Source organism: Novosphingobium sp., assembly GCF_027486195.1.
Classification (GTDB): Bacteria; Pseudomonadota; Alphaproteobacteria; order Sphingomonadales; family Sphingomonadaceae; genus Novosphingobium.
In genome coordinates this window covers 1-12,205 of the sequence record NZ_JAIXPP010000070.1, presented here as the reverse complement: position 1 = coordinate 12,205, position 12,205 = coordinate 1, and the positions used below count along the sequence as shown (strand labels likewise).

12 protein-coding genes are annotated in these 12,205 nt (G+C 66.4%); 4 read left to right on the top strand and 8 right to left on the bottom strand.

Features of this window, described 5'->3' with window-relative positions; genetic code table 11:
* Positions 1–3 precede the first annotated feature (3 nt).
* Positions 4–1,893, bottom strand: a complete 1,890-nt coding sequence (locus tag Q0071_RS13000) for a 2-oxoacid:acceptor oxidoreductase subunit alpha (protein WP_298169911.1) — start codon at positions 1,891–1,893, stop codon at positions 4–6.
* A gap of 247 nt (positions 1,894–2,140) precedes the next feature.
* Between Q0071_RS13000 and Q0071_RS12995 the strand changes: the two genes are divergently transcribed.
* Positions 2,141–3,094 carry an alpha/beta hydrolase gene (locus Q0071_RS12995; RefSeq protein WP_298169908.1) on the top strand — a complete coding sequence of 318 codons (954 nt, stop codon included), beginning with the start codon at positions 2,141–2,143 and terminating at the stop codon, positions 3,092–3,094.
* The gene (locus tag Q0071_RS12990) at positions 3,094–3,579 is read left to right on the top strand and encodes an RNA pyrophosphohydrolase (RefSeq protein WP_298169905.1); all 486 of its coding nucleotides are present in this window, start codon (positions 3,094–3,096) and stop codon (positions 3,577–3,579) included. The genes Q0071_RS12995 and Q0071_RS12990 overlap by 1 nt, the downstream gene beginning before the upstream one ends.
* Before the next feature lie 8 nt (positions 3,580–3,587).
* Here Q0071_RS12990 and Q0071_RS12985 read toward each other — a convergent pair whose 3' ends face one another.
* The 4 genes from Q0071_RS12985 to Q0071_RS12970 form a co-directional block, all read right to left on the bottom strand.
* Positions 3,588–4,094: a tetratricopeptide repeat protein gene (locus Q0071_RS12985; RefSeq protein WP_298169902.1), complete on the bottom strand. Its 507-nt coding sequence runs from the start codon at positions 4,092–4,094 to the stop codon at positions 3,588–3,590.
* Between the two features lie 65 nt (positions 4,095–4,159).
* Complete coding sequence (locus tag Q0071_RS12980; RefSeq protein ID WP_298169899.1) at positions 4,160–5,341, bottom strand: RsmB/NOP family class I SAM-dependent RNA methyltransferase; 1,182 nt, start codon at positions 5,339–5,341, stop codon at positions 4,160–4,162.
* 21 nt (positions 5,342–5,362) lie between these two features.
* Positions 5,363–6,820: an IMP dehydrogenase gene (gene guaB / locus Q0071_RS12975; RefSeq protein ID WP_298169896.1), complete on the bottom strand. Its 1,458-nt coding sequence runs from the start codon at positions 6,818–6,820 to the stop codon at positions 5,363–5,365.
* 80 nt (positions 6,821–6,900) lie between these two features.
* Positions 6,901–8,493: a M28 family peptidase gene (locus tag Q0071_RS12970; protein ID WP_298169893.1), complete on the bottom strand. Its 1,593-nt coding sequence runs from the start codon at positions 8,491–8,493 to the stop codon at positions 6,901–6,903.
* Between the two features lie 180 nt (positions 8,494–8,673).
* Here Q0071_RS12970 and Q0071_RS12965 point away from each other — a divergent pair, with 180 nt between their 5' ends.
* Positions 8,674–9,555, top strand: coding sequence for a neutral zinc metallopeptidase (locus Q0071_RS12965; RefSeq protein ID WP_298169890.1), 882 nt, complete (start codon positions 8,674–8,676; stop codon positions 9,553–9,555).
* A 37-nt stretch (positions 9,556–9,592) separates the two neighbouring features.
* Positions 9,593–10,201 (top strand): hypothetical protein, encoded by a 609-nt coding sequence (locus tag Q0071_RS12960; RefSeq protein ID WP_298169887.1) that lies wholly within the window; start codon positions 9,593–9,595, stop codon positions 10,199–10,201.
* Between the two features lie 3 nt (positions 10,202–10,204).
* On the opposite strand, the gene Q0071_RS12955 is transcribed toward Q0071_RS12960, so the two are convergent.
* The 3 genes from Q0071_RS12955 to Q0071_RS12945 all read right to left on the bottom strand — a co-directional run.
* The gene (locus Q0071_RS12955) at positions 10,205–10,624 is read right to left on the bottom strand and encodes a hypothetical protein (protein ID WP_298169885.1); all 420 of its coding nucleotides are present in this window, start codon (positions 10,622–10,624) and stop codon (positions 10,205–10,207) included.
* Between the two features lie 121 nt (positions 10,625–10,745).
* Complete coding sequence (locus Q0071_RS12950) at positions 10,746–11,156, bottom strand: cupin domain-containing protein (RefSeq protein ID WP_298169883.1); 411 nt, start codon at positions 11,154–11,156, stop codon at positions 10,746–10,748.
* Between the two features lie 2 nt (positions 11,157–11,158).
* The coding region (locus Q0071_RS12945; RefSeq protein ID WP_298169880.1) for an FAD-binding protein at positions 11,159–12,205 on the bottom strand (1,047 nt) is incomplete at its 5' end.

The following is a 12,205-nucleotide window of genomic DNA, read 5'->3' as shown; positions in this document are numbered from 1 at the left end:
CCCTCAGGCCAGCGCCGCGGCAATCGCCGCTTCGATTTCGGCAATGGTGAACGGCTGCCCGCTCGTCTTGTTCAGCGGCTTGGCGTCGATCAGGAACTGGTCGCGCAGCACGGTCTTGAACTGGCCGGTGTTCATTTCGGGCACCAGCACCATCTCGTAGCTCTTCAACAATTCGCCAAGGTTTTCCGGCAGCGGCCAGACGTGGCGCACGTGGATGTGGCTCACATCGAGGCCCTTGCGGCGGGCGCGGCGCACGGCCTGATGGATCGGGCCGTATGTAGAGCCCCAACCGACCAGCGCCAGCTTGCCGCCGGCTTCGCCGATAGTGATGTCCTGCGCCGGGATACCTGCGGCAATGCCGTCGATCTTGCCCTTGCGCGCGTCGGTCATTGTCTGGTGGCTGGCGGGCGAATAGTCGATGTTGCCGGTGCCGGGGTTCTTCTCGATCCCGCCGATGCGGTGCATGAGGCCGGGCGTGCCGGGCTTGATCCACGGCCGCGCGCCCTTCGCGTCGCGCGCATAGGGCAGCACCGCGCCATCGGGGCCGTTGGGTTCTTCGAGGAACGAGACCGGGAATGGCTCGAACTCCGCGGGATCGGGCACCTTCCACGGCTCGGCAGCGTTGGCGATATAGCCGTCCGTCAGCAGCATGACCGGGGTCATGTATTGTACCGCAAGGCGGCAGGCCTCGATCGCGCATTCGAAGGCATCGGAGGGGCTGCGCGCGGCGACCACCGGCATCGGCGCGTCACCGTTGCGGCCATAGACCGCCTGATAGAGGTCCGATTGTTCGGTCTTGGTCGGCAGGCCAGTCGAAGGCCCGCCGCGCTGCGAATTGACGATGACAAGCGGCAACTCGGTCATGATCGCAAGCCCCATCGCCTCACCCTTCAAGGCGATGCCGGGGCCGGAGGACGAGGTCACGCCAAGGTGCCCACCATAGGAGGCGCCGATTGCGGCGGCGATCGCGGCGATCTCATCCTCGGCCTGGAACGTAGTGACGCCGAACTCCTTGAGCCGCGCGAGGTTGTGCAGGATCGCCGAGGCCGGGGTGATCGGATAGCCGCCGAAGAACAGCTCCAACCCTGCAAGCTGCGCACCGGCCACAAGGCCGTAGCTGATCGCCTCGGCACCCGTCACCGTGCGGTAGAGGCCCGGCTCGCTGGCGGCAGGGGCGAGGTGGTACTGCTTGAGCGGACCGGACAGCTCCGCCGTTTCGCCATAAGCATGGCCGGCGTTGAGCGCCGCGATATTGGCATCCGCGAGCACCGGCGCCTTGGCGAACTTGCCCTTGAGCCAATCGATCAGCGGCTGCCGGTCACGGTCGAACATCCACAGCGCAAGGCCCAGCGTCCACATGTTCTTGCAGCGCAGCGCTTCCTTGTTGCCGAGACCGAAGGGCTTCACGGCTTCCAGCGTCAGCGCGGAGATATCGAACGCGAGGACCTGCCACTTTTCGAGGCTGCCATCCTCGAGCGGGCTGACATCGTACTTGGCCTTTTCGAGGTTGCGCTTGTTGAACTCGCCAGAGTCGGCAATGATCAGGCCGCCGACCTTGAGCGCGCCGACGTTGGTCTTGAGCGCGGCGGGATTCATCGCGACGAGCACGTCGGGCGCATCCCCCGCGGTATCGATCTCGGTCGAGCCGAAGTTGATCTGGAACGCCGAGACGCCGAACAGCGTGCCCTGCGGCGCGCGGATTTCGGCAGGGAAATCGGGAAAGGTCGCCAGATCGTTGCCGGCAAGCGCGGTCGAGAGCGTGAACTGCCCGCCGGTGAGCTGCATGCCGTCACCCGAGTCACCCGCAAAACGCACCACCACCGCATCGGGCGCGGCGGAACGCTCGCTCCCGCCGGTGTGGCCTTCGGGTTCGCTCTCAAGAACTGTCGCCATATGATCCTCTGCTATCCGCGCCGGCCGGTCTCAGGCCTGCCGCGTCCTCTTGCGCACCTTGCTTCGCCTTGGGGCGCCTATGCCCTCATCTAACGGTGCGCAAAGAAGAAAAACTGATGCACCGCAAATCTTGCACTCGTTCATGAATCCGGTTGCCCCCGCCCGTCAAGCTCGCAAATAACAGTCTTGTCAGTTGGCAGCCTTGCCGACTCAAGCGAACAAGACCGCCACGAGGAAGAGGAATCCGATGTCAGACACTGCCAGCAGCCCGTATGTCCGGCCCGATGTGAAGGGCTTCCTCGATTTCATGGCCTCGGTCCCCGGCCCCACCATGTCGCAGATGGGCCCGGAAGGCGCGCGGGCGAGCTATGTGCAGATGGGCCTGCTGGCGGAAGCCGAACCGCGCGAGTTGGCGGTGATCAAGGACCTCACCTGCCCCGGACCTGCGGGCGAGATACCGCTGCGCTTCTATGATGCGCGCGAAACACGCGAACCAGGCCCTGCGGTCATGTTCTTCCACGGCGGCGGCTTCGTGATCGGCGATCTCGATAGCCACCACTCGCTCTGCACCGAAATCGCGGCGGAGCTCGATCTGCCGGTGATCGCGGTGCATTATCGACTTGCGCCCGAGCACCCCTTCCCCGCCGCGCCGGACGATTGCGAAGCCGCATCGCGCTGGGTCGCGACAAGCCCCGAAGCGCTCGGCCGCACCATTACCGGCCTCATCCCCATGGGCGATTCGGCTGGCGGTAACCTCACCATCGTTATCACGCAGGCGCTCGCTGAAAGCCCGGCAGCGGTGCCGGTGGTGCTGCAGGTGCCGATCTATCCGCTCAGCGACGACAAGCCCGACCACGCCTCGTTCCAGCAGTTCGCGGACGGCTTCGTGCTGACTGCCGAGACGATGGCATGGTTTTCGGACGCCTATAAGGCGGAACTGGGCAACCCGCGCGCCTATCCGATCTATGGCAACCATGCCGATACCCCGCCGACAGTGCTCGTCACCGCCAGCCTCGATCCGATCCGCGACAGCGGCCGCGTCTATGGTGCAGAGCTGATCCGCGCAGGCGCCGAAGTGGTGTTTCTCGAGATGAAGGGCACGACCCACGCCTTTGCCCAGCTGCGCAAGGCGTACCCCAGTGCCAATGGCGACATGCAGCGCATCTTTGCCGCTGTCCGCTTGCTGCTGGGCCGGGCCTGATGAGCAAGGATCCTGCCGGGCTCCCCTACCGCCCCTGCGTCGGGGTGATGCTGGTCAATGCCGAAGGCCGAGTCTTCGTCGGCCAGCGTATCGACAGCAAGGAAGGGGACGCCTGGCAGATGCCGCAAGGCGGGATCGACGAGGGTGAGGAACTCCATCCCGCAGCCTTGCGCGAACTGGAGGAAGAGACCGGCGTCACCGCCGACCTCGTCACGATCCTTGCCGAGAGCCGCGAAGAGTATCTCTACGACTTGCCGGACCACCTGATCGGCAAGCTATGGGGCGGGCGCTACCGGGGCCAGCGCCAATACTGGCTACTGCTGCGCTTCAACGGTACGGACGAGCAGATCCGGCTCGATGCGCACAAGCACCCGGAATTCCTCGCCTGGCGCTGGGTCGAGCCCGAGCAGCTGCCCGACCTCATCGTCCCGTTCAAGAAGCGGGTCTACAGGCAGGTCGTCGAGGAATTCCGCGCGCTGATCTAAGCCGCGCCTCAGTTGTCCTCGACGGTCGGATCGGGCTTCACTGCATCGGCAGAGACCACCCGCGCGATCGGGCCCTTGGCGATGACATTGGCGAGATTCTGCGCTTCGGGGCAGGTCCGGCCGCACAGGCCCTCGAGCCGCGCGAGATTGCCCTTGGCCTTGTCGAGCGCGCCCTTCTCGGCCATCGCGCCGCCTTCGCCGGACAGCGCGGCGAGGTTGTTGGGATCGCGCTCCAGCGCTTCGCGGTAGTAGTGGATCGCCTTGCCCTGCATGCCGGCCGCACGTGCAGCGTCACCGAGGGCGAGGAAGGTGGTCGGATTGCCCGGATCGACTGCGAGGGCGGCTTCGAAGCTATCGGTGGCGGCTTCGATATCGCCGCGCCCGAGAAGGTCACGTCCGGTTTCGACGAGGGCCTTTGCGCGGGGGTCTGTCGGCAGCGAGACACCGGCCGTTCCGGCGCTTCCCGTAACCAGCACGAGAAGGGACAAGGCAACCCCCAAAGGCATGTAGCGCATCAACAACTCCCAGAGCCGGCCATGCGGCGCGCGTGGTCCCCCGGCGTCCATGATCCTGTTGCCTATCATAGCCGGTGGAGTGTTGCGAAGAAAAACCCGTCCGTCGAATCGTCCCAAGGGGTAAGCCTCAGGCCAGCGCCGCGCGGGGTTCCCGCACCCACTTGCTGCTCGGCTGCACGCCACCCGGCATTACGGCCAAGGAACGCGGCGACTACATCCGGCCCTTCGGCATCGAGCAGCGAACAGACGACGTAGGTCAGCCGGCCGCCAGGCCGCACCAGTTCGGCGCCAATCTGCAGCACTTCGGCTTGCACCCGGGCATAGCGGACAAGGCTCTGCGAGGTGAGCCGCCAGCGCGCTTCGGGGCCGCGCCGCCAGGTGCCGGTGCCCGAACAGGGCGCATCGACCATCACTGCATCGGCCCGGCCCTGCCACTCAGCCAGCGCCGCCGCCTCCTTGCCCGGATCGAGGAGGCGCGTCTCCACCTGCGCACCGGCCCGGTGGGCGCGCGGCCCCAGGCGCGAAAGGCGGGTGCGGTCGATATCGCAAGCGATGAGGTGGCCTTCGCCCTGCATGGCGGCGGCGAGTGCAAGGGTCTTGCCCCCTGCCCCGGCGCAAAGATCCACGACGGTCTCACCCGGACAAACCTCAAGCGCGCTGCAGGTCAGCTGACTGCCGGTGTCCTGCACCTCGAACAGCCCTTCGGCGAAGGCCGGCCAGGTCTCGACCGGGGTGCCGCCGGGTAGTCGCAGCGCGTCGGGCGCCTGTGTCGTGGTCGCCGGAATTGGCAGCGCTGCCATCAGCCGGTCACGCGTGGTCTTGAGCCGGTTGGCGCGCAGATCGAGCGGCGCGCGGCCCAGCAGGGCAGCGCCTTGCTCAGGCGGGATGCCCGAGGCCAGGAGCCGTGCCTCCAGCCACGCCGGGGCCAGCCCGCTTGCCGCGACAGGCTCGCCGGATATGATGGACGCGGGGCCATAGCGCGAGCCATCAAACAGCGCAGCTAGCACCGGATCGTCCTTGGCGAGCGCGAGCATGGCGGCGCGGCCGGTCTCGGGCACTTCGCCGCACAGGCGGATCGCGTTCCACGCCAGATCGCGGATCGCGCGGCGGTCCTTCGAGCCGATGAAGCGGCGCGTCTTGAGCCATTCGGCAGCGACACGCTCGGCCGAGGCGCCTTCGCGCCGCACCGAGGCGATCACCGCATCGAGCACTTCGATCGCCGATTGCACCCGCGCTGCGGGGGTCATGGCTGAGCCTTCAGCAGCAGGTCAGCGCGAGGGATAGTTCGGCGCCTCACGCGTGATCGCCACATCGTGGACATGGCTTTCGCGCAGGCCCGCATTGGTGATGCGCACGAACTGCGCATTGGTGCGCAGATCCTCTAGCGTCGGGCTGCCGGTGTAGCCCATCGCCGCCTTGATGCCGCCGACGAGCTGGTGGACAACATCCTTGGCAGGGCCCTTGTAGGGCACCTGGCCTTCGATGCCTTCGGGCACCAGCTTCATAGAATCCTTGATGTCCTGCTGGAAGTACCGATCCGCCGAACCGCGCGCCATCGCGCCGACCGAGCCCATGCCGCGGTACGACTTATAGGCGCGGCCCTGATAGAGGAACGTCTCTCCGGGCGCTTCCTCGGTACCCGCCAGCATCGAGCCGACCATGATCGTGCTGGCGCCCGCCGCTAGGGCCTTGGCCGCATCACCCGAAGTGCGAAGGCCGCCATCGGCGATCACCGGCACACCTGATTTCGCAGCTTCGGCAGCGCATTCGAGCACGGCGGTGAGCTGCGGCACGCCGACACCGGCGACAATGCGTGTGGTGCAGATCGAGCCCGGCCCGATGCCGATCTTCACGCCGTCTGCACCCGCATCGATCAGCGCACGTGTCGCTTCAGCGGTGGCAACGTTGCCGGCGATTACCTGCACGGTGTTCGACATGGCCTTCACCGCCTCGACCGCGCGGGCAACGTCGCGGTTATGGCCGTGCGCGGTATCGATGATGATCACATCGCATTCGGCCTCGACCAGCGCGCGGGTGCGCTCGAGGCCCTTTTCGCCGACGGTGGTGGCCGCTGCCACGCGCAGGCGGCCGCTCGCATCCTTGGTCGCGTCGGGATAAGTGACCGCCTTCTCGATGTCCTTGACGGTGATCAGCCCGATGCAGCGGAAGGCATCGTCGACCACCAGCAGCTTCTCGATCCGGCGCTGATGCAGCAGGCGGCGCGCTTCATCGCCCGAGGTGCCGAGCTTGACCGTGGCGAGGTTCTCGCGCGTCATCAGTTCGTGCACCGGCTGCAGGGGATTGTCGGCAAAGCGCACATCGCGGTTGGTGAGAATGCCGACGAGCTTGCCGCTCGCCTCCACCACCGGAATGCCGCTGATCTTGTTGGCGCGCATGATCGCCTGTGCATCACCCAGCGTGGCATCGGGGGTTACGGTGATGGGGTTGACCACCATACCGCTTTCGAAGCGCTTGACCGCACGGACGGCGGCGGCCTGCTGCTCGACCGTAAGGTTGCGGTGAAGCACACCGATGCCGCCAAGCTGCGCCATGACGATCGCCATGTCGGCTTCCGTCACCGTGTCCATCGCGGCGGAAATCACCGGGATGTTGAGCGTGATCGAGCTGGTCAGGCGCGTGCGGGTATCGGCCTGCGTCGGCACCAGGTCCGATGCGCCGGGGCGCAGGAGGACGTCGTCGAAGGTAAGGCCGAGAGGGATATCCATGGGGTGCGCCACTTGCCGTTAGGGGAGAATCGTGGCGGCCCATGTAATCAAGCAGGGCGGGTTAGGCTAGCCCCGGGGGCCTACTTTGCACTTGGGGCCGGTCCAGTGCCTGGCCCAACACCCGGCCACGCCTTTGCATCGGCGAAAAAGCGCACCAGCTCGGTCTGGATCAGCACATCGTCGACCATCCCGCCATAGATGACGCGCGAGGCATCATCGGCGGGGCGATGATAGATATTGTCCATGAAGGCCTCGAGCCGCACCGGGTCCGAATAGCTGGTGCTGACCATGACCGAGGGGACATCGTGCTGCATCAGCGCCCAGCTGTCCTGCCGCCGCGCAAACGCATTGGCCGCGTCTCCTGACGCAAGCTTGCGCTTCATCGTCTTGAGCACTTTGGCGATGCCCGGATCAAGCGGGCTCATGCCCTGCCCCACCACGCTGACCGGCAGCCCGGCCGGAACCAGCCCGGTGCTGTCGACGTTGAACGCCGCGACGACGTTGCCAAGCGGCAGCGGCGGATTCTCGGCAAAGGCCTGCGCGCCAAGCAGGCCAAGCTCTTCGCCGGTGGTTGCGACAAGGTATACGTCGCGGTCCAGCGGCTTGCCGCCGGAAAGCTGGCGCGCGACTTCGGTGATGACCGCAAGGCCGGAGGCATTGTCCACCGCACCGGGACAGATCAGCCTTTCGGCCGGCGGCGCCGCGCATTTGCCGAAGTGGTCCCAGTGCGCCATCAATACGATCGCGCCTGAGCCCGGGCGGCGGCCTTCCAGCTTGCCGATCAGGTTGTGCGTCTTGATCCGCGTTTCGCGGCTGGTGGCCTCGAACGATCCGGTGATGCCAAGCGGCCTCGCGCTGAAGCCCGGCGCGGCACCGGCGGCATGAAGCGCGGCAAGATCCGGCGCGCCGGATGCAGCGAGGACCTGGCTCGCGGTGTCGGCCGAAAGAAACACTTCGATATCGCCGCCAAGGCGTTCGCCGGACAGCGCATAACCGGCCCGGCGGCGGAGGGCCATCACGTCTTCAAGCGTGCGTTCGCCATCGAGCACGGTGAGCACCGCCGCCGCGCCGCTCTCCAGCAGCTTGCCCGCGCGGTCCACCGGACGTGCCGCCGCGCCGCCGGGGCCGGGCTTTGCAGGTTCGGGCGGCGGGGCTTCGCTATCAAGGATCACCGCCACGCGCCCCGCCAGTTCGGTCCGGGCGCCATCCCCGCCGGTGGTCTTGCCGACATAGACGAGCGGGGCGTTCTCGATCAGGCTGCGCAGGCCGGAGGTCACAACGAAGTAGCCGCCCTCGGCAACCGCAACCCGCCGCTTGCCCCGCATGAACTGCGCGCGCGAACCCTGCGGCACGCGCTCGACCAGTTCGACCGGGGCGAACCAGGCATTGCCGGGATCGTTCGTGCCCGATTCCAGCCCGATATCGAACCATTGGCGGGCAAGGTAGCGCAGGGTCAGCGTTTCACCGGGTGTACCCGGTTCACGGCCGCCAAATTCGTCACTGGACAGAGTGGTGACATGCTGGCGCAGCTGCGCCTCGATCTGCTGGAGTTGGCGCTTGGTGGGTGCCGCAGCGCTGGCCATGAGGGGCAGGATCGAGAGCGCCGCAAGGCAAATCCCCGCCAAACGCCTGCGCTGCCGAAGCCGGAAATCGGTGAGGGTAGAGGGGATCATGGCAAGCGGTTCACCCACAACGACTCATCGCTATCCCCGAACGGCCTAACGTGGTCACCTTGCTGGCAAAAGCGGCGGACCTGCGCAAGTTCCCTCTGCCGCGAGGGCAATCTGGCGCTACCCTCTTGCAGGCCGGGCAAGGTTGTGGGCAATCCCTTGCAGGGAACAGGAGACCAGACAATGCGGCTCGATGATTTCGACAATTCGATCGAGGTCGAGGACCAGCGCGGCGGTGGCGGCGGATTTGGCGGACCGGGTGGCAAGATCGGCTGCGGCAGTCTGATCATCGCGCTGGTGGGCGCGCTGGTGTTCGGGATCAATCCGCTGCAGACGCTGGGCACCTTGCAGAACATGCAAGGGTCTGCGCCCCCGCAGGCCCTGCCCGGCAAGCCCGGAAGCCTTGCCGAAAGCTGCACGGTCAACGCCTTCAGCCGCGAGAGTTGCAATGCCCTCGCCTCGCTCAACAAGACGTGGAGCCCGTTGTTCGCCAAGGCAGGGATCGATTTCAAGGCGCCCAAGCTGGTGTTCTATTCGCGCGAAGGGCAATCGGGCTGCGGCGAGGCGCAAAGCGCGATGGGGCCGTTTTATTGCCCGGCGGACCAGGGCATCTACATCGATACCGATTTCTACACCGAGATGGACAAGCAGCTTGGCGCGGGCGGCGATTTCGCGCGGGCCTATGTCATGGCGCACGAATATGGCCACCATGTGCAGAACCTTGTCGGCACCTCGGAGCAGGTGACCGAGGCGCAGCGCCGCAATCCGCCGATGGCAAACCGCTTGTCCGTAAAACTCGAACTGCAAGCTGATTGCTATGCAGGCGTCTGGGCCGCGCGCAACAAGGACAAGATCGAGCCCGGCGATATCGAGGAAGGCCTGCGCGCTGCGCACCAGATCGGCGACGATACCTTGATGGCCTCGGCCGGGCGCTCCCCGGTGGAATCGGCCTTTACCCACGGCAGCAGCGCCCAGCGCATGGCGTGGCTGCGCAAGGGGCTGGAAACCGGCAACGAGGATGCCTGCGATACGTTCAGCACAGGGTCAGCGCAGGGAACACAATAAGGCCTCAGCCATTGTGATGGCGAAGCGGGGACCAATCATGAAATACAGCCATCTAGCCATCGCCCTCCTGTTCGGAGCGGCGGCCAACACGGCCTCCGCGCAAACGGTGGTCGCACCGTCGAACGTCACCGCCGGCGATGTCGCGGCGTCGCCGCTCGAAAACCTCAACCTCAGGAAGGAAGAGATTCCGCCCATCCTGATCGCGGCGCGCGAGGACACCTACGGCGTTTCCGGCATGCGCACCTGCCGCGCGATCGCAGCCGAAGTCGGGCGGCTCGACGCCGTGCTCGGACCCGATATCGATGTCGTCACCGACAAGACGCGCGGCGAAAAGCGCGGCAATGCCGTGGGTCAGGTGGCGAAATCGGTGATCAGCAGCTTCATCCCGTTCGGCGGGGTCTTGCGCGAAGTTACGGGTGCCGCCTCGCGCGAGCGGTTGTGGCAGGTGGCGCTTTATGCCGGGGCAAGCCGCCGGGCCTTCCTGAAGGGCTATGGCCAGGCGCGCGGCTGCCGTTATCCGGCGCGCGCGGCAACCGCAGCGCAACTCGCTGCGCTCCAGGCAGCAGAGGCGACGGGAACCGCCGCGCCTGCGCCCGAGCCAAAGGCCAAGCCCGCCAAGCGCGCAAAAGCCCGCCGCCGCCGCTGAAGATCAGTCGCGCGCGCTGGAAAGAGCGTTAGCCACGTCGCGTTCGGCCTTGTCGAGCGCGGCGAGCGCTTGGGCGCGGGCGCCTGCGGGCATGTCCTTTTCGCGCAGGACTTCCCTGCGCGCTTCGGCAATCTCCTTCCTCGCTTCGGCAATGCTGGCGCGGGCTTCTGCCATGCTGGCGCGTGCTTCGGCCATGCCTTCGGCGACTTCGCGGTCGATTTCGGCGCGATCCACATAAGGCGCTTCGGGCGGAGTCGGTGCTTCGGCAGGAGCCGGCGGCGCAGGGGGTGCAGGTGGTGACGGGGGCGCGGGCGGTGACGGCGGGCTCATGCCGCTGTTCATCGACGACTGCGCCGCAGCCACGCCGCCGAGCGCGAGCAGCGCGGTGCCTGATGCGATCAGGGTCCATTTGCGAAGATGCATCGGGCAGATCCTCTCGGGGTTCGATGTCTGATGCCCCCGGTATGCCCAGCCCTGCCGCCCGCGTCTGCCGCGCTTCGTCAAACGGCAGACAGGAACCGGACGAACAGCGGGCGATCTCCCGTCAGGGCTTGGGCTCGACGATCAGATAAACCCCGGTGGTCTTCCCGATATTGAGGCCCTCGTGCCAGTCGATCCCGTCACTCCACCAGCTGTCGCCGGCCTTGAGCTCGCGCACCACGGTGCCGCTCGCCGTTGTGATACGCATGGTCGAGCCCTGGAGGATATAGCCCCAATGCGGCGCATGATGGTGCCGTTCATGCCCCCAGCCCGGCGGGAACGTGCAGCGCAGGGTGCGCAGGCGCTCGTTTTCCTTGAGCACGACGCAGACATGCTGGCCCTTCCAGCCCGCCTCAAGCGGATCGGGCAAGGCACCCGCTTGCGGCGGAGAAACGGCAATGGCCGGACCTGCCACAAGGGCAAGCCCGGCCATCAGAAGCCATGTCCCGCGCCCCATCGCAAACAGGGCGGGCATGATCAGTATACGCGCTTCTTCGGCTTGATGTACGCAACATCGTCGGTCAGCGTGTATTCGTGCACCGGGCGGTAATCGAGTTTCACCGTGCCGCCCTTGCCGCCCCAGCCATCGAACCAGCTGGCGGTGTGCTTCATCCACTCGGCATCGTTACGCTCGGGGTAATCCTCGTGCGCATGCGCGCCGCGGCTTTCCTTGCGGTTCGAGGCCGAATGCATCGTCACGGCCGCCTGCGAGATCAGGTTGTCGAGCTCGAGCGTTTCGATGAGGTCCGAATTCCAGATCAGCGAGCGGTCAGAAACCTTGATGTCCTGCATCCGCTCGTAGGTCGCAGCGAGCTTGACCTTGCCCTCGTCCATCAGCTCATCGGTGCGGAACACCGCCGCATGAGCCGACATCGTGCGCTGCATCTCGATCCGCACTTGCGCAGTGGGCGAACCGCCATTGGCGTGGCGGAAGGTATCGAGCCGGGTAAGCGCAAGGTCGGCGCTGTCCTTGGGCAAGGCCTTGTGCGACGAGCCCGGCTTGATGATCTCCTTGAGCCGCAGGCCCGTGGCGCGGCCGAAGACGACGAGATCGATCAGCGAGTTGGAGCCAAGACGGTTTGCGCCGTGGACCGAAACGCAGGCCGCCTCGCCAACTGCGAAGAGGCCGGGGATTACCGTTTCCGGATTGCCGTCTGCGCCGATGGTCACCACTTCGCCGTGATAGTTACAGGGGATGCCGCCCATGTTGTAGTGCACCGTCGGCACGACCGGCAGCGGCTGGCGCGTCAGGTCGACGCCCGCAAAGATTTTGCCGCTCTCGGTAATGCCCGGAAGCCGCTCGGCCAGCACGCCCGCATCGATGTGGTCGAGGTGCAGGTAGATGTGGTCCTTGTGAGGGCCAACGCCCCGCCCTTCGCGGATTTCGAGCGCCATCGAGCGCGACACGACGTCGCGGCTGGCGAGGTCCTTCGCGGAAGGCGCATAGCGCTCCATGAAGCGCTCGCCTTCGGAGTTGGTGAGATACCCGCCCTCGCCGCGCGCGCCTTCGGTGATGAGCACGCC

Bases quoted from the DNA above. Each gene is read 5' to 3' on its own strand.
- Q0071_RS13000 (WP_298169911.1), bottom strand. From the start codon at position 1,893: ATGGCGACAGTTCTTGAGAGCGAACCCGAAGGCCACACCGGCGGGAGC.
- Q0071_RS12995 (WP_298169908.1), top strand. From the start codon at position 2,141: ATGTCAGACACTGCCAGCAGCCCGTATGTCCGGCCCGATGTGAAGGGC.
- Q0071_RS12990 (WP_298169905.1), top strand. From the start codon at position 3,094: ATGAGCAAGGATCCTGCCGGGCTCCCCTACCGCCCCTGCGTCGGGGTG.
- Q0071_RS12985 (WP_298169902.1), bottom strand. From the start codon at position 4,094: ATGCGCTACATGCCTTTGGGGGTTGCCTTGTCCCTTCTCGTGCTGGTT.
- Q0071_RS12980 (WP_298169899.1), bottom strand. From the start codon at position 5,341: ATGACCCCCGCAGCGCGGGTGCAATCGGCGATCGAAGTGCTCGATGCG.
- guaB (WP_298169896.1), bottom strand. From the start codon at position 6,820: ATGGATATCCCTCTCGGCCTTACCTTCGACGACGTCCTCCTGCGCCCC.
- Q0071_RS12970 (WP_298169893.1), bottom strand. From the start codon at position 8,493: ATGATCCCCTCTACCCTCACCGATTTCCGGCTTCGGCAGCGCAGGCGT.
- Q0071_RS12965 (WP_298169890.1), top strand. From the start codon at position 8,674: ATGCGGCTCGATGATTTCGACAATTCGATCGAGGTCGAGGACCAGCGC.
- Q0071_RS12960 (WP_298169887.1), top strand. From the start codon at position 9,593: ATGAAATACAGCCATCTAGCCATCGCCCTCCTGTTCGGAGCGGCGGCC.
- Q0071_RS12955 (WP_298169885.1), bottom strand. From the start codon at position 10,624: ATGCATCTTCGCAAATGGACCCTGATCGCATCAGGCACCGCGCTGCTC.
- Q0071_RS12950 (WP_298169883.1), bottom strand. From the start codon at position 11,156: ATGCCCGCCCTGTTTGCGATGGGGCGCGGGACATGGCTTCTGATGGCC.